Here is a 16,880-nt window from a genome sequence, read left to right on the forward strand (position 1 = left end):
AAAAATTTTCTCAAAGCCGGTAACTTATTGCCGGTTTTGAGTTTTTTGCATGATTCAGCAGGAAAAGAACCATGTTTACTAAACGTCACCGCATCACATTACTGTTCAATGCTAATAAAGCCTATGATCGTCAGGTAGTAGAAGGCGTAGGGGAATATTTACAGGCGTCACAATCGGAATGGGATATTTTCATTGAAGAAGATTTCCGCGCCCGCATTGACAAAATCAAGGACTGGTTAGGAGATGGCGTCATAGCCGACTTCGATGATACACAAATCGAGCAGGCGCTGGCTGATGTCGACGTCCCTATTGTCGGAGTTGGTGGTTCGTATCACCTGGCAGAAAGTTACCCACCCGTACATTACATTGCCACCGATAACTATGCGCTGGTTGAAAGCGCATTTTTGCATTTAAAAGAGAAAGGCGTTAACCGCTTTGCTTTTTACGGTTTGCCGGAATCTAGCGGCAAACGTTGGGCAGCCGAACGCGAATATGCGTTTCGCCAGCTTGTTGCTGAGGAAAAGTACCGCGGAGTCGTTTATCAGGGGCTGGAAACCGCGCCAGAGAACTGGCAGCACGCGCAAAACCGACTGGCCGACTGGCTACAAACGCTACCACCGCAAACAGGGATTATTGCCGTCACTGACGCCAGAGCGCGGCATATTCTGCAAGTATGCGAGCATTTGCATATTCCCGTACCGGAAAAATTATGCGTGATTGGCATCGATAACGAAGAACTGACCCGTTATCTTTCGCGTGTCGCCCTCTCTTCTGTCGCCCAGGGCGCGCGGCAAATGGGCTATCAGGCGGCAAAACTTCTGCATCGGTTATTAGATAAAGAAAAGATGCCGTTGCAGCGGATTCTGGTTCCGCCTGTACGCGTTATTGAACGGCGCTCTACGGATTACCGTTCGCTGACCGACCCCGCTGTTATTCAGGCCATGCATTACATCCGCAATCACGCCTGCAAAGGCATAAAAGTGGATCAGGTACTCGATGCAGTTGGCATATCGCGCTCCAATCTTGAGAAGCGTTTTAAAGAAGAGGTGGGTGAAACCATTCACGCCATGATTCATGCCGAGAAGCTGGAGAAAGCGCGCAGCCTGCTGATTTCTACTACCTTGTCGATCAACGAGATATCGCAAATGTGCGGTTATCCATCGCTGCAATATTTCTACTCTGTATTTAAAAAAGCGTATGACACGACGCCTAAAGAGTATCGCGATGTAAATAGCGAGGTAATGCTGTAGCGAGAGTGAAAAAGCGGTCAGGCATCATGAGAAGCGTTAACGTCGCATCAGGCAATGTTGCACAGCCACCTGACGCAGAGCAAAAGCCTTATCCGACCAACAAGTCGGATAAGGCTGAAAGGAATGCAATTACATATGTGCGGCGATTAACCGCTGGTTATCCTGGTACATCGCGAACAGGTAGTTGTTATAACTCTGCCCTTTCGTTGAATAACCTTTCAGCTTATGAATCATCGCTGTAGCGGTAACTTCCTGATCCGCTTTACGCAACTGCGCGCGCGATTTACGGAACGAAGCGTAAGCCGGGTGCGTATTCAGGTTAGTGACATAGGCGCTCACCGATTCTTTGACAGAACTAAATTGTGAGTATCCCTTCACTTTACCCGGTGCATTGGTGCAACGCCCTTTCATGCATTTCATGCCGAACAGGTTGTTGTTGCTACGCGCCAGTTTTGACGTACCCCAACCGCTTTCTGCCGCAGCCATCGTCGCCACCATGCTGGTAGGAATAATATCTACACGTTCAAGCAGCGTATTCCACGGGATTTTTCGCGTATTACCAGACCACTTCACCTTGTAGCGTTTGGCGATATCTTGCAAACGCGCACGCTCTGCAGGTGACCATTGTCCCTGGTATTGTTTTGAAATCAGCCAGTTACGTTCCGCCGTAATGGCAGCATTTTGGCTGGTAATATAGGGCATCACGGTCCGGAGAAACGCTTTTTTTCTTGGTGTTCCGGAAGGGTATTTTCGCAAATCAGGAAGTGAACTGCTCTTTGCACTATTGCGAGAATACTCTTGTTTACTGCTTACCTGTTTATTACTAGCTTTAGTTAAATGGGACTTCTGACTCGCTGTTGTTGTATGCGTCTTCGCTAACACCTCACTCGAAAACACCAGAGTGAGTAACATAAGAATCATCGCCCCATATCGTCGTATGGGAGTCAAAATCATCAGGTCTCCTGATCGGATTTAATCATTCAAACACCTTATACTCGTCATAGTTCAAGTTGCATGTACTGCGCAAACGCTGTTCAAAACACCATCGGTGTTTTGTCCTGCAACTCGAATTATTTAGAGCAATATTTTTCCCAAATTTGAGAGTTGAATCTCAAATCATATCAAAAATAGCGGCCAAGAGCACCCCAAGGAATAGTCCAAATCTGAAACTATGTCACGCGGTAATGGTTCAGATTGGTGCTAAATCGCAGAAAATGTGGGGGTTATCGCAAAAAATAAGCTTAAATCTCAGGTGAAATACTCCCCCTTTCGTCTCATCCTGGCGCAATCCTCATCAGGGAGGAGTTTTACCAGTATTATCACTGGCAAACTGGTGAAATTCGCAGCAACAAGGACTCATCCGTTATGAAACTTGCCGTCTGTTTTCTGACACTCATTCCCGGCTTTGCCGTTGCCGCTGGCTGGACTTCTCAGGGATTTCCCACCTTTACTGAAGAGAGCACAGGAACATTCGTCAGCCACGCACCGCTGACCAAAGGTACGCGTTCGTTGACGCTGAATTTTAATCAACAATGCTGGCAGCCTGCGAATACAATAAAACTCAATCAGATGCTTTCTCTGCAACCTTGTAACAACACACCGCCACAATGGCGATTGTTCAGAGATGGTGAATATAAGCTGCAAATAGACACCCGCTCCGGCACGCCAACATTGATGATTTCGATCCAAAACACTGCCGAACCAATAGCAAACCAGATCCATGAATGCCCAAAATGGGATGGACAGCCATTGACGCTTAATGTCAGCGCTACCTTCCCGGAAGGTACGGTAATCCGTGATTATTACAGCCAACAAATCGCGACGGTGAAGAACGGTCAAATAACGTTACAACCTGCCGCCACCAGTAATGGCTTGCTGCTGCTGGAACGGGCAGAAACCGACACGTCCGCCCCCTTCAACTGGCATAACGCCACGGTTTACTTTGTGCTGACAGACCGTTTCGAAAACGGTGATCCCAGCAACGACCAGAGCTATGGTCGTCATAAAGATGGCATGGAGGAAATTGGTACTTTTCACGGCGGAGATTTACGTGGCCTGACCAACAGACTGGATTATCTCCAGCAACTGGGCGTCAATGCCCTGTGGATCAGCGCCCCCTTTGAGCAAATTCATGGCTGGGTTGGCGGCGGTACAAAAGGCGATTTCCCGCATTATGCCTACCACGGTTACTACACCCAGGACTGGACGAATCTTGATGCCAATATGGGCAACGAAGCCGATCTGCAAGCATTGGTTGATGGCGCGCACCAGCGAGGTATCCGTATTCTCTTTGATGTGGTGATGAACCATACCGGCTATGCCACGCTGGCGGATATGCAGGAGTATCAGTTTGGCGCATTGTATCTTTCCGGCGACGAGTTACAAAAAACGCTGGGCAACCGCTGGAGCGACTGGAAACCCGCAGCCGGGCAAACCTGGCATAGCTTCAACGATTACATTAATTTCAGCGACAAAGCTGGCTGGGATAAATGGTGGGGAAAAAACTGGATCAGAACGGATATCGGTGATTACGACAATCCAGGATTCGACGATCTCACCATGTCGTTGGCCTTTTTGCCGGATATCAAAACAGAATCTACCACTGCTTCTGGTCTGCCGGTGTTCTATAAAAACAAACCGGATACTCACGCAAAATCTGTCGACGGCTTTACCCCTCGCGATTATTTAACCCACTGGTTAAGCCAATGGGTTCACGACTACGGTATTGATGGTTTTCGGGTCGATACCGCCAAACATGTTGAGTTGCCAGCCTGGCAGCAACTGAAAACCCAGGCCAGCGCCGCCCTGAAAGAGTGGAAGAGCGCTAACCCTGGAAAAGCGTTAGATGACAATCCTTTCTGGATGACTGGCGAAGCCTGGGGTCACGGCGTGATGAAAAGTGACTACTATCACCACGGCTTCGACGCGATGATCAATTTCGATTATCAGGAGCAGGCAGCGAAAGCGGTCGGTTGCCTGGCGCAGATGGATACGACCTGGCAGCAAATGGCAGAGAAACTACAGGATTTCAACGTGCTGAGCTACCTCTCCTCACACGATACCCGCTTGTTCCGCGAAGGGGGCGATAAAGCCGCAGAGTTATTGTTACTGGCGCCAGGTGCGGTACAAATCTTTTATGGCGATGAGTCCTCGCGTCCATTCGGTGCCACTGGTTCTGATCCGCTGCAAGGCACACGTTCGGATATGAACTGGCAGGATGTTAGCGGTAAATCTGCCGCCAGCGTTGCGCACTGGCAACGCATCGGCCAGTTCCGCGCACGGCATCCAGCCATTGGTGCGGGTAAACACACCGCATTGTCACTGAAACAAGGTTATGGATTCGTCCGTCAATACGGCGACGATAAAGTGATGGTCGTCTGGGCGGGGCAACCGTAACTTTTCCGGCTTCCCGCTTGCAGTATGCCGGGAAGCCACATTTTAGTATAAAATGCCAGCATAAATAAAAAACTCAGCATAACACGCCAACCTCTTGCAGAAGCCCGATTTGCACCCTGGCAAATGTAGCGTTATTGTTACTTTCCTTGCTTCAGAGTTCGAATGATATCCCGCTATGACATTCTCCCTTTTTGGTGACAAATTTACCCGCCACTCCGGCATTACACTGCTGATGGAAGATCTAAACGACGGTTTACGCACACCCGGCGCAATTATGCTCGGCGGCGGAAACCCGGCGCAGATCCCGGAAATGCAGGACTACTTCCAGACACTGCTGTCCGACATGCTGGAAAGCGGTAAAGCAACGGATGCGCTATGCAATTACGACGGCCCACAAGGAAAGACGGAGCTACTGTCGCTACTTGCCGGGATGCTACGTGAGAAACTAAGTTGGGATATCGAACCACAGAATATTGCACTAACAAATGGCAGCCAGAGCGCGTTTTTCTACTTATTTAATCTGTTTGCCGGACGCCGTGCCGATGGACGGATCAAAAAAGTGCTGTTCCCGCTGGCTCCGGAATACATTGGCTACGCGGACGCCGGACTGGAAGAAGATCTGTTCGTTTCTGCGCGCCCAAATATTGAACTGCTGCCAGAAGGTCAGTTTAAATATCACGTCGATTTTGAGCATCTGCACATTGGCGAAGAAACGGGGATGATTTGCGTCTCCCGACCGACGAACCCAACAGGTAATGTAATAACCGATGAAGAGTTGCTGAAACTAGATGCGCTGGCAAATCAGCACGGCATTCCGCTGGTGATTGATAACGCTTATGGCGTCCCGTTCCCTGGCATCATCTTCAGCGAAGCGCGCCCGCTGTGGAATCCGAATATCGTGCTGTGCATGAGCCTTTCCAAGCTGGGTCTGCCGGGTTCGCGCTGCGGCATTATCATCGCCAATGAAAAAATCATTACCGCCATCACCAATATGAACGGCATTATCAGCCTCGCACCTGGCGGTATTGGCCCGGCAATGATGTGTGAAATGATTAAGCGTAACGACCTGCTGCGCCTGTCAGAAACGGTGATTAAACCGTTTTACTACCAGCGTGTTCAGGAAACTATCGCCATCATTCGCCGCTATTTACCGGAAGATCGCTGCCTGATTCATAAACCTGAAGGGGCAATCTTCCTCTGGCTATGGTTTAAGGATTTGCCGATTACCACCGAGCAGCTTTATCAGCGCCTGAAAGCGCGCGGTGTACTGATGGTGCCGGGGCATAATTTCTTCCCCGGACTGGATAAACCGTGGCCACACACGCATCAATGTATGCGCATGAATTACGTGCCGGAACCGGAAAAAATTGAGGCGGGTGTGAAGATTCTGGCGGAAGAGATTGAACGCGCCTGGGTTGAAAGCCATTAATGAGACTGATGGCAAACGCAAAATAGCCTGATTCGCTACGCTTATCAGACCCACACGAATTATACAACATATTGAATTTGTGTGATTTTGTAGGCCGAATAAGGTGTTCAGGCTGTATCCGGCATAAACAAAGCGCGCTTTGCCAACCCTCTGATTAATACGTTATTCCGGCGTTGAGAAGCGCCGGAATAACGTCTCAAACAGGTTGCTGCTGTAGTCGTTGACGCTGGATTTTCTCGACATCCATACATTGCAACGCCTGTGTCGGGCAGGCTTCAACACAAGCCGGTCCCGTCGCCCGATGCCAGCAGAGATCGCACTTAATCGCCCTCGCCTTTGCGCGCGATGAAACGACTTCCATCGCACCAAACGGACATGCCAGCATACAGCTTTTACAGCCAATACAACGTGATTGTTCCACGAAGATATGTCCATGTTCGCGGCGAATCGCGTCCACAGGGCAGACATTCGCGCACGGCGCATCTTCACACTGATGACAGGCTACTGCCGTGGTACAGGTATGGTCTTTGATGACACGAATACGCGAAATAAACTCGCCTGGTGACAACGCAGCGCAATCCTGATTCTCCTGATGCGACACTGCGCAGGCCACTTCACAGGTACGGCAACCGATACATTTCGTCGCATCCGCAATAATAAACCGGTTCATGATCACTCCTTTGCACTAAAACCGCAGCGTGCCAGAAAGCGCGCCATTATTGCTTTGATCCAACAAAGGGATTGTTACAGTTTTGTCACTTATCCCGGATATTATGTGATCACGCCCTGCTCCCGGACGGTAAATCCCAGCTCATTGGAGATAGCTTGGGCAGTTTCACGCAGTGGTTTCAGGAGATTCTTCTCCCCCACCTGTTTCAGACGCGACGTAGAAAGAGAGATAGATACGGCATACGGCACCCGTCCGTGAATATCAAATACTGGTGCAGCAACACAGGAAACACCGAGTTCATTCTCTTCTCTGTCCATCGCCACTCCACTTTCACGAATCTGCGCCAGTTCGTCAAACATCGCGGGCAAATCGGTAATGGTATTGCGGGTTAGCGGCTGGATCTCATTCAGATGGCTTTCCCAATACGATTTCACGTAATCCTGGTGACCAAATGCCATATAGATCTTACCCATCGCAGAGCAGTAGAGCGGCATATGCTGACCGATATAGGCGCGGGTTCGCAGCATACCGGTGGTAGGTTCGAGTTTATAAATCAAGATCGCGTGATCATCTTCGCGGCTGGAGAAGTTAATCGTTTCACCGGTGGCGATGTTCAGCGTCTCAAGATGCGGCGCAGCAATATGAATGATATTTAGCGATGACAGCGCCTTTTGCCCGACAGCAATAAATTTGGTCGTCAGGCGATAGCTGCCTGCTGCGGGCGCGGTGGTCACATAGCCACAGGACTGTAACCCCTGCAATAAGCGATGGACGGTGCTTTTATTCAGTCCAGCCAATTCCGAGAGATGCGCCAGCGGACAACCGTTTGGGTAGTTGCTCAGGATCTCAATCAACATCAACCCCCGAAACAAGCTCTGACTTCCGGCAGGCCGCTCTTTATCCTGCGCTATCTCGTGCTCTTTTTTTCCCATCGCTTACCTCCCCTTTTTGGCGCGCCCTGATGGTAGCGCAAAGTGTGTCGCAGTTCACGATCTCAACAGATAAATTATAACTTTTTGATTTTTATGATTTTTGAAAATCATCAATCAGATTGCTTTGTTAAAAAGTGATCGATATATTTGAAATCAAATTTCGCATAGTGGAATTTTAAGCTAAAAAAGCGTTCAAAAAAACAAGGAAACCAGGGATGAAAGTGACATTTGAGCAGTTAAAAGCAGCCTTTAACCGGGTATTAGTTTCACGCGGCGTTGACAGCGAAACCGCCGATGCCTGTGCAGAAATGTTTGCCCGCACCACCGAATCCGGCGTTTATTCTCACGGCGTTAACCGTTTCCCGCGTTTTATCCAACAACTGGATAATGGCGATATCATCCCTGACGCCGGGGCCAAACGTATCACCAGCCTTGGGGCAATTGAGCAGTGGGATGCCCAGCGCTCAATCGGTAACCTGACGGCGAAAAAGATGATGGATCGCGCCATTGAACTGGCTGCACATCATGGGATTGGTCTGGTAGCGTTACGCAATGCCAACCACTGGATGCGCGGAGGCAGCTACGGCTGGCAGGCAGCGGAAAAAGGCTATATCGGCATCTGCTGGACCAACTCTATCGCGGTGATGCCACCGTGGGGTGCGAAAGAGTGTCGTATTGGCACCAACCCATTAATCGTCGCCATTCCTTCCACGCCGATCACCATGGTCGATATGTCGATGTCGATGTTCTCCTACGGCATGTTAGAGGTTAACCGTCTGGCGGGTCGTCAGTTACCGGTTGATGGTGGCTTTGACGATGAAGGCAATCTGACTAAAGAACCTGGCATAATCGAGAAAAATCGCCGCATTTTACCGATGGGTTACTGGAAAGGGTCCGGTATGTCGATTGTGCTGGATATGATCGCCACTCTGCTTTCCGACGGTGCCTCCGTTGCCGAAGTAACCGAAGATAACAGCGACGAATACGGTATCTCACAAATCTTCATCGCCATCGAAGTGGACAAACTGATCGACGGCACCACCCGCGACGCCAAATTGCAACGCATCATGGATTACGTTACCACCGCCGAGCGTGCTGACGAAAACCAGGCAATTCGTTTACCAGGCCACGAATTTACCACCCTGCTGGCAGAAAACCGCCGTAACGGCATCACGGTTGATGACAGCGTGTGGGCAAAAATCCAGGCGTTATAAGGAGACAGACCATGATATTTGGACATATCACGCAGCCTAATCCGTGCCTTTTACCCGCTGCCATCGAAAAGGCACTCGGTTTTCTGCGCACCACCAATTTCAATGCTCTGGAACCGGGCGTTGTTGAAATCGACGGTAAAAATATTTATGCGCAGATTATCGATTTAACCACTCGCGAAGCAGTAGAAAACCGCCCTGAAGTTCATCGTCGCTATTTGGACATTCAGTTCCTGGCGCGGGGCGAAGAGAAAATAGGTGTAGCCATTGATACCGGAAATAATAAAGTCAGCGAATATCTATTAGAACAGCGCGATATTATTTTTTATCACGACAGTGAGCATGAGTCATTTATCGAAATGATACCGGGTAGTTACGCTATTTTCTTCCCGCAGGATGTTCACCGCCCGGCATGTAATAAAAATGCCCCAGCGGCAATACGGAAAATCGTGGTTAAAGTAGCCCTCTCTGCTTTATAAAAAAGTTATTACTGGAGCACAAAATGAAAGCGAATAATGCCGGTTATATTATCGGCGCGTATCCCTGTGCACCTTCTTTTCACCAAAGAAGTGAAGAGGAAGAGAAGGAATTCTGGCGACAATTATCAGAGACCCCTGATATTCGCGGTCTGGAACAACCCTGCCTGGAAAATTTCCATCCTCTTGGCGATCAATGGTTACTCCGTCATACGCCAGAGAGTTGGCAATTTGTCGTCACCGCAGTAATGGAAACCATGCGTCGCCGCAGCGAAAACAACGGTTTTGGTCTCGCCTCCAGCGACGAAGAACAACGCAAGGCGTGCGTGGCGTACTACCGCCACCTGTTCAATAAAATCAACTCATTACCGGCTAATAAAGTGCTCGCACTTGAGATCCAGGCTGCACCATTAGCAACCAATCCCAATGTTATGCAAGCGACAGACGCTTTTGCCCGCTCGTTGAAAGAAATCGCCAACTGGGACTGGCCGTGCAAACTGGTGCTGGAACACTGCGACGCCATGACCTCCCCCGCTCCGCGTAAAGGTTTTTTGCCGTTAGAAAATGTTCTGGATGTCATTGCTGATTATGACATCAGCGTCTGTATCAACTGGGCACGTTCGGCCATTGAAGGACGCAATACCACATTACCGCTTACCCATGCCCTGATGGCAAAACAGGCCGGGAAACTCGGTGCGCTGATGTTCTCAGGAACCACACTCAACGGAGAATATGGTGAATGGCAAGACTTACACGCGCCATTCGCTCCTTTCTGCCCGCAAAGCCTGATGACCACAAAACATGTTAGCGAGTTATTTAATGTGGCAGAACCATCAACATTGCAATTTTCTGGCATCAAGTTATTAGAAATCCATGCTACTGCTGATGTTCATCACCGTATCGAAATATTACGTAACGGCATTCACTCTATGAATGAATGTCGTTAAATCGTTTCACTCATATATCGCATTAAATCTCTAATTAGTCGTTTCCAATAATTATTACGAATACCTACAACATTAATTAATGAAAACATATGACATAACAAGAAGGACTCGTTATGAAACGGATACTCGAAGGCATTCTTGCGGTCATCATCGCAATACTGTCTTGTATTATTTTTATTAATATAATTCTTCGATATGGATTTCACACAAGCATATTATCGATTGATGAATTATCCCGACTTTTATTTGTCTGGTTAACATTTATTGGCGCTATCGTGGCGTTTATGGACAACAGCCATGTACAGGTTACTTTCTTAGTCGAAAAACTCTCACCCACTAATCAACAACGTGTTTCGCTGCTAACCCATACGCTTATTTTATTGCTTTGCCTGGGCCTGGCCTGGGGGGCAATAGAAAAAACAGCGCAAGACTGGAGTAACTTATCGCCCATTCTCGGCGTACCTGTTGGCTTAATGTATGCCGCCGCAATCCCCACTAGCCTGATTATCGCATTGCTGGAATTGCGCCATTTATACCGGCAGTTAACAAGTGCCCCCAGCCGAAACCAACAAGGAGCCTGACGATGACAATCCTTATATTTATTGTCAGTTTGTTAGGGGCTATCGCCATTGGTATTCCCATCGCCTGGGCATTATTACTGTGTGGCATTTCATTGATGTTCTGGATGGATATCTTTGATGTGCAAATTCTGGCGCAAACACTGGTCAATGGTGCAGACAGCTTCTCCCTGTTAGCCATCCCCTTCTTTGTACTGGCGGGTGAGATCATGAACGCGGGCGGCCTGTCGCAACGTATTGTCGACTTGCCGATGAAACTGGTAGGCCACAGACCGGGAGGTCTGGGTTACGTCGGCGTTCTTGCTGCGATGATCATGGCAAGCCTTTCTGGTTCTGCGGTTGCCGATACCGCTGCCGTCGCGGCACTGTTGGTGCCGATGATGCGTCAGGCCAACTATCCGGTAAACCGCGCCGCCGGGCTTATCGGATCGGGCGGTATTATCGCGGCCATTATTCCGCCATCTATTCCACTCATTATCTTCGGTGTCTCCAGTGGGTTATCCATCAGCAAACTGTTTATGGCTGGCATTGCGCCGGGCATCATGATAGGCATCACGCTGATGATTACCTGGTGGTGGCAGGCAAAACGGCTAAACCTGCCTTGCCAGCCGAAAGCCTCGCTGCGGGAAGTCTGGCAATCTTTAGTTTCCGGTATTTGGGCGCTCTTTTTGCCAATAATTATTATTGGCGGTTTCCGTTCGGGATTATTCACACCAACAGAAGCTGGCGCGGTTGCGGCATTCTACGCCTTGTTTGTCTCGGTGGTGGTCTATCGCGAAATGACGTTCGCCACGCTTTACCATGTTTTGGTTAACGCGGCGAAAACCACTTCCGTGGTGATGTTCCTGGTGGCTTCCGCTGCGGTATCCGCATGGCTAATCACCATTGCTGAACTGCCGATGATGGTATCGGAGTTATTACAACCGTTGGTTGACTCGCCTCGCTTATTATTCATCGTAATTATGCTCGCCATTATGGTGATCAGTACAGTCATGGATTTAACTCCTACCGTATTAATTCTTACGCCGGTATTAATGCCATTAGTAAAAGAAGCGGGAATAGATCCTGTCTATTTTGGCATTATGTTTATTATTAACTGCTCAATTTCGCTAATTACGCCCCCGGTTGGTAACGTACTTAACGTCATATGCGGTGTTGCGAAGCTTAAATTTGACGATGCTGTAAAAGGCGTTGCGCCTTACGTCATGGTTTTATTCATGTTGTTAGCATTATTTATTTTTATCCCAGAATTAATTACCGCCCCACTAAAATGGATGAGCTAAAAGGAAAATATTATGAAATTACGTTCTGTAACCTACGCTTTATTAATTGCTGGAGTGGCTACATTCAGTACATCTTCTCTGGCGGCACAATCATTACGTTTCGGTTATGAAACATCACAAACCGATTCGCAACATATTGCGGCAAAAAAATTCAATGAATTATTGCAAGAGAAAACCAAAGGTGAGCTGAAATTAAAACTGTTCCCGGACAGTACCCTCGGCAATGCACAGGCGATGATCAGTGGTGTGCGCGGTGGCACCATTGATATGGAGATGTCCGGCTCGAATAACTTTGCGGGACTCTCACCCGTGATAAACCTGCTGGATGTACCTTTCCTGTTCCGCGATACCGCCCACGCGCATAAAACCCTCGATGGCAAAGTGGGCGACGAGTTGAAAGCCTCCCTCGAAGGCAAAGGACTGAAAGTACTGGCGTACTGGGAAAACGGCTGGCGTGATGTGACTAACTCTCGCGCGCCGGTAAAAACCCCTGCAGACCTGAAAGGACTGAAGATTCGCACCAACAACAGCCCGATGAATATCGCCGCATTTAAAGTGTTCGGTGCCAACCCAATCCCGATGCCATTTGCTGAAGTCTATACCGGCCTGGAAACTCGCACCATCGATGCGCAAGAGCATCCGATCAACGTCGTCTGGTCAGCAAAATTTTACGAAGTACAAAAGCACCTTTCCCTGACACATCACGCTTATTCACCGCTTCTGGTGGTGATCAACAAAGCGAAGTTTGATGGCTTAAGCCCGCAGATGCAGGAAGCTCTGGTCTCCTCCGCGCAAGAAGCGGGTAGCTACCAGCGCAAACTGGTTGCTGAAGATCAGCAAAAAATCATCGACGGTATGAAAGACGCCGGTGTAGAAGTCATCACCGATCTTGACCGCAAAGCCTTTAGCGACGCCCTGGGTACTCAGATCCGCGACATGTTTGTTAAAGATGTTCCGCAGGGTGCTGATCTGCTGAAAGCCGTGGATGAGGTGCAATAAACCATGACGCAATACTGGCTGGGGTTAGATTGTGGCGGTAGCTGGCTAAAAGCCGGACTGTATGACCGCGAAGGCCGGGAGGCGGGCGTGCAGCGCCTGCCGCTGTGCGCATTAAGCCCGCAGCCAGGTTGGGTAGAGCGCGATATGGCAGAACTGTGGCAATGCTGCACTTCCGTCATTCGCGATCTGCTTGCAAATACCGGTGTCAGTGGTGCTCAAATTGTCGGCATCGGCATTTCGGCACAAGGTAAGGGATTGTTTCTACTAGATAAAAATAACAACCCGCTCGGTAACGCCATTTTATCCTCTGACCGCCGGGCGATGGCAATCGTTCGTCGCTGGCAGGAAGAAGACGTACCGGAAAAGCTCTACCCACTGACCCGACAAACGCTGTGGACCGGGCATCCTGTGTCGCTGCTACGTTGGCTGAAAGAGCACGAACCAGAACGCTATGCACAAATTGGCTGCGTGATGATGACACATGACTACCTGCGCTGGTGTTTAACCGGCGTAAAAGGCTGCGAAGAGAGCAATATTTCGGAGTCCAATCTCTACAACATGAGCAGCGGGCAATATGACCCACGCCTCACCGACTGGCTGGGGATCAGTGAAATCAATCACGCCCTGCCGCCTGTTGTCGGTTCAGCCGAAATTTGCGGGGAAATCACCGCTCAGACAGCCGAATTGACCGGTCTGGAAGCGGGTACGCCCGTTGTCGGCGGTCTGTTTGATGTGGTTTCCACCGCACTCTGCGCCGGAATCGAAGACGAATTCACCCTCAATACGGTGATGGGGACCTGGGCGGTGACCAGCGGTATTACATCAGGTCTGCGTGACGGCGAAGCGCATCCGTATGTCTATGGCCGCTACGTCAACGACGGTGAGTTCATCGTTCACGAAGCCAGCCCGACCTCCTCCGGCAATCTCGAATGGTTTACCGCGCAGTGGGGAGGAATCTCATTTGATGAAATCAACCAGGCCGTTGCCAGCTTGCCAAAAGCCGATGGCACTCTCTTTTTTCTGCCATTCCTGTACGGCAGCAACGCCGGACTCGAGATGACCAGCGGTTTCTACGGTATGCAGGCGATACACACCCGCGCACATCTGTTACAGGCCATTTATGAAGGTGTGGTGTTCAGTCACATGACGCATCTCAACCGGATGCGTGAACGTTTTACCGATGTGCATACCCTTCGCGTCACTGGTGGCCCTGCGCATTCTGATGTCTGGATGCAAATGCTGGCAGATGTCAGCGGCTTACGCATTGAACTGCCGCAGGTAGAAGAAACCGGATGTTTTGGCGCGGCGCTTGCCGCCCGCGTCGGTACGGGGGTTTATCGCAATTTCAATGAAGCCCAGCGCAGCTTGCAGCATCCGGTACGCACACTGCTACCGGACATGACCGCACATCAGCATTACCAACAAAAATATCAACGCTATCAACATTTAATTGCCGCAATTCAGGGCTATCACGTCCGTATCAAGGAGCATCATTTATGAGCCAACCTTTTCTACAACTGGCCCTCGACCACTCATCGCTTGAAGCCGCACAGCGCGACGTGACGCTGTTAAAAGACAGCGTCGATATCGTCGAAGCGGGCACCATTCTCTGCTTAAACGAAGGGCTTGGCGCGGTGAGAGCCTTGCGTGAACAGTGCCCGAACAAAATCATCGTCGCTGACTGGAAAGTTGCCGACGCCGGTGAAACGCTCGCTCAACAGGCGTTTAGCGCGGGAGCCAACTGGATGACCATTATCTGCGCCGCACCGCTCGCCACGGTAGAAAAAGGCCACGCCATGGCGCAGAACTACGGCGGTGAAATTCAGATAGAGCTGTTTGGTAACTGGACGCTGGACGACGCCCGCGACTGGCATCGTATTGGCGTGCGACAGGCGATTTATCATCGTGGTCGTGACGCGCAGGCCAGCGGGCAACAGTGGGGCGAGGCCGATCTGGCACGCATGAAAGCGCTTTCTGATATCGGCCTCGAACTTTCTATTACCGGCGGAATTACCCCTGCCGACCTGCCGCTATTTAAAGATATCCGCGTGAAGGCGTTTATTGCCGGGCGAGCGCTGACGGGCGCAGCAAATCCGACACAGGTTGCTGCCGATTTCCATGCGCAAATCGATGCCATCTGGGGAGGCGCGCGTGCGTAATCATCCGTTAGGGATTTATGAAAAAGCGCTGGCGAAAGATCTCTCCTGGCCGGAGCGGCTGGTGCTGGCAAAAAGCTGCGGTTTTGATTTTGTCGAAATGTCGGTGGATGAAACCGACGAACGGCTGTCACGCCTTGACTGGAGCACCGCGCAAAGGGCTTCGCTGGTCACCGCGATGATCGAAACGGGCGTTGCCATTCCATCAATGTGCCTTTCTGCCCATCGCCGTTTTCCTTTTGGCAGCCGTGACGAGGCGGTACGCCAGCGAGCACGGGAGATCATGAGCAAAGCGATTCGTCTGGCACGCGATCTCGGTATTCGTACCATTCAACTGGCGGGCTACGACGTCTATTACGAAGACCATGACGAAGGCACACAGCAACGGTTTGCTGAAGGGCTGGCGTGGGCGGTTGAACAGGCGGCAGCATCGCAAGTGATGCTGGCGGTGGAGATTATGGACACCGCGTTTATGAACTCCATCAGCAAGTGGAAAAAATGGGATGAAATGCTCGCCTCGCCGTGGTTCACCGTCTACCCGGACGTCGGCAACCTTAGCGCCTGGGGCAATGATGTTCCCGCTGAACTGAAATTGGGGATTGACCGTATCGCGGCTATTCACCTGAAAGACACTCAACCAGTCACAGAGCAAAGCCCTGGTCAGTTTCGTGATGTGCCGTTTGGCGAAGGCTGCGTTGATTTCGTTGGCATCTTTAAAACGCTGCATGAACTGAATTATCGCGGTTCATTCCTGATTGAGATGTGGACAGAAAAAGCCAATGAGCCGGTGCTGGAAATTATTCAGGCGCGGCGCTGGATTGAAGCGCGGATGCAGGAGGCCGGATTTATATGTTAGAGCAACTAAAAGCCGAAGTGTTGGCGGCGAACCTGGCGCTTCCCGCTCATCATCTGGTGACGTTCACCTGGGGCAATGTCAGCGCGGTAGACGAAACGCGACAATGGATGGTGATCAAGCCTTCCGGTGTCGAGTACGACGTGATGACCGCCGATGATATGGTGGTGATTGAAATAGCCAGCGGTAAGGTGGTGGAAGGCAGCAAAAAGCCCTCTTCCGACACGCCAACGCATCTGGCACTCTACCGTCGCTATGCAGAAATCAGCGGTATTGTGCATACCCACTCGCGCCACGCCACTATCTGGTCGCAGGCCGGGCTGGATCTCCCCGCCTGGGGCACCACGCACGCCGATTACTTCTATGGTGCCATCCCCTGCACGCGCCTGATGACCGCAGAGGAGATCAACGGCGAGTATGAATACCAGACCGGCGAAGTGATCATTGAAACTTTCGAAGAACGCGGCAGGAGTCCAGCGCAAATTCCGGCGGTGCTGGTGCATTCTCACGGCCCGTTCGCCTGGGGAAAAAATGCCGCCGATGCGGTGCATAATGCCGTAGTACTGGAAGAATGCGCCTATATGGGCCTGTTCTCACGCCAACTCGCGCCGCAGCTTCCTGCCATGCAAAACGAACTGCTGGATAAACATTACCTGCGTAAACACGGGGCCAATGCCTATTACGGACAATAATCTCTCAC

At 50.4% G+C, this 16,880-nt stretch carries 16 protein-coding genes; 13 read left to right on the forward strand and 3 right to left on the reverse strand.

The features are described 5' to 3' along the window. The first annotated feature begins 71 nt into the window (after positions 1 to 71). The gene (gene xylR / locus A1SC_RS06985) at positions 72 to 1,250 is read left to right on the forward strand and encodes a D-xylose utilization transcriptional activator XylR (RefSeq protein WP_001517328.1); all 1,179 of its coding nucleotides are present in this window, start codon (positions 72 to 74) and stop codon (positions 1,248 to 1,250) included. Positions 1,251 to 1,379: 129 nt separating this feature from the next. Here the strand turns inward: xylR and A1SC_RS06980 are convergent, their stop codons facing one another. After that, a complete protein-coding gene (locus A1SC_RS06980; RefSeq protein ID WP_001517329.1) occupies positions 1,380 to 2,204 on the reverse strand; it encodes a protein bax in 825 nt (274 codons plus the stop codon). Between the two features lie 411 nt (positions 2,205 to 2,615). Here A1SC_RS06980 and malS point away from each other — a divergent pair, with 411 nt between their 5' ends. Next, positions 2,616 to 4,646, forward strand: coding sequence for an alpha-amylase (gene malS, locus A1SC_RS06975; RefSeq protein WP_016262661.1), 2,031 nt, complete (start codon positions 2,616 to 2,618; stop codon positions 4,644 to 4,646). 175 nt (positions 4,647 to 4,821) lie between these two features. After that, the gene (avtA, locus tag A1SC_RS06970; RefSeq protein ID WP_000144329.1) at positions 4,822 to 6,075 is read left to right on the forward strand and encodes a valine--pyruvate transaminase; all 1,254 of its coding nucleotides are present in this window, start codon (positions 4,822 to 4,824) and stop codon (positions 6,073 to 6,075) included. A gap of 196 nt (positions 6,076 to 6,271) precedes the next feature. Here avtA and A1SC_RS06965 read toward each other — a convergent pair whose 3' ends face one another. Continuing rightward, positions 6,272 to 6,745 (reverse strand): 4Fe-4S dicluster domain-containing protein, encoded by a 474-nt coding sequence (locus A1SC_RS06965; protein ID WP_001517331.1) that lies wholly within the window; start codon positions 6,743 to 6,745, stop codon positions 6,272 to 6,274. 101 nt (positions 6,746 to 6,846) lie between these two features. Further along, positions 6,847 to 7,677 (reverse strand): IclR family transcriptional regulator YiaJ, encoded by an 831-nt coding sequence (yiaJ, locus tag A1SC_RS06960; protein WP_000516596.1) that lies wholly within the window; start codon positions 7,675 to 7,677, stop codon positions 6,847 to 6,849. 215 nt (positions 7,678 to 7,892) lie between these two features. Here yiaJ and yiaK point away from each other — a divergent pair, with 215 nt between their 5' ends. The 10 genes from yiaK (at position 7,893) to araD (ending at position 16,872) form a co-directional block, all read left to right on the forward strand. Next, entirely contained in the window at positions 7,893 to 8,891 is a 999-nt protein-coding gene (gene yiaK / locus A1SC_RS06955) for a 3-dehydro-L-gulonate 2-dehydrogenase (protein ID WP_000869057.1), read from the forward strand. Positions 8,892 to 8,902: 11 nt separating this feature from the next. Further along, entirely contained in the window at positions 8,903 to 9,367 is a 465-nt protein-coding gene (locus A1SC_RS06950; protein WP_000576113.1) for a NanQ anomerase/TabA/YiaL family protein, read from the forward strand. 23 nt (positions 9,368 to 9,390) lie between these two features. Then, positions 9,391 to 10,311: a DUF4862 family protein gene (locus A1SC_RS06945; protein ID WP_001517332.1), complete on the forward strand. Its 921-nt coding sequence runs from the start codon at positions 9,391 to 9,393 to the stop codon at positions 10,309 to 10,311. 113 nt (positions 10,312 to 10,424) lie between these two features. After that, a complete protein-coding gene (gene yiaM, locus A1SC_RS06940; protein WP_016262662.1) occupies positions 10,425 to 10,892 on the forward strand; it encodes a 2,3-diketo-L-gulonate TRAP transporter small permease YiaM in 468 nt (155 codons plus the stop codon). A 2-nt stretch (positions 10,893 to 10,894) separates the two neighbouring features. Then, positions 10,895 to 12,172: a 2,3-diketo-L-gulonate TRAP transporter large permease YiaN gene (gene yiaN / locus A1SC_RS06935; protein ID WP_016262663.1), complete on the forward strand. Its 1,278-nt coding sequence runs from the start codon at positions 10,895 to 10,897 to the stop codon at positions 12,170 to 12,172. 12 nt (positions 12,173 to 12,184) lie between these two features. Beyond that, positions 12,185 to 13,171 carry a 2,3-diketo-L-gulonate TRAP transporter substrate-binding protein YiaO gene (yiaO, locus tag A1SC_RS06930; protein ID WP_000776924.1) on the forward strand — a complete coding sequence of 329 codons (987 nt, stop codon included), beginning with the start codon at positions 12,185 to 12,187 and terminating at the stop codon, positions 13,169 to 13,171. A gap of 3 nt (positions 13,172 to 13,174) precedes the next feature. Continuing rightward, positions 13,175 to 14,671 carry an FGGY-family carbohydrate kinase gene (locus A1SC_RS06925; RefSeq protein ID WP_016262664.1) on the forward strand — a complete coding sequence of 499 codons (1,497 nt, stop codon included), beginning with the start codon at positions 13,175 to 13,177 and terminating at the stop codon, positions 14,669 to 14,671. Then, positions 14,668 to 15,330 (forward strand): 3-keto-L-gulonate-6-phosphate decarboxylase UlaD, encoded by a 663-nt coding sequence (gene ulaD / locus A1SC_RS06920; RefSeq protein WP_016262665.1) that lies wholly within the window; start codon positions 14,668 to 14,670, stop codon positions 15,328 to 15,330. Before A1SC_RS06925 ends, ulaD begins: the two co-directional genes overlap by 4 nt. Further along, entirely contained in the window at positions 15,323 to 16,183 is an 861-nt protein-coding gene (locus A1SC_RS06915) for an L-ribulose-5-phosphate 3-epimerase (RefSeq protein ID WP_016262666.1), read from the forward strand. Before ulaD ends, A1SC_RS06915 begins: the two co-directional genes overlap by 8 nt. Beyond that, entirely contained in the window at positions 16,177 to 16,872 is a 696-nt protein-coding gene (gene araD / locus A1SC_RS06910) for an L-ribulose-5-phosphate 4-epimerase (protein ID WP_000893178.1), read from the forward strand. The genes A1SC_RS06915 and araD overlap by 7 nt, the downstream gene beginning before the upstream one ends. Positions 16,873 to 16,880 lie beyond the last annotated feature (8 nt).

The sequence above is a fragment of the Escherichia sp. KTE52 genome, from assembly GCF_000408325.1.
Taxonomy (GTDB): domain Bacteria; phylum Pseudomonadota; class Gammaproteobacteria; order Enterobacterales; family Enterobacteriaceae; genus Escherichia; species Escherichia marmotae.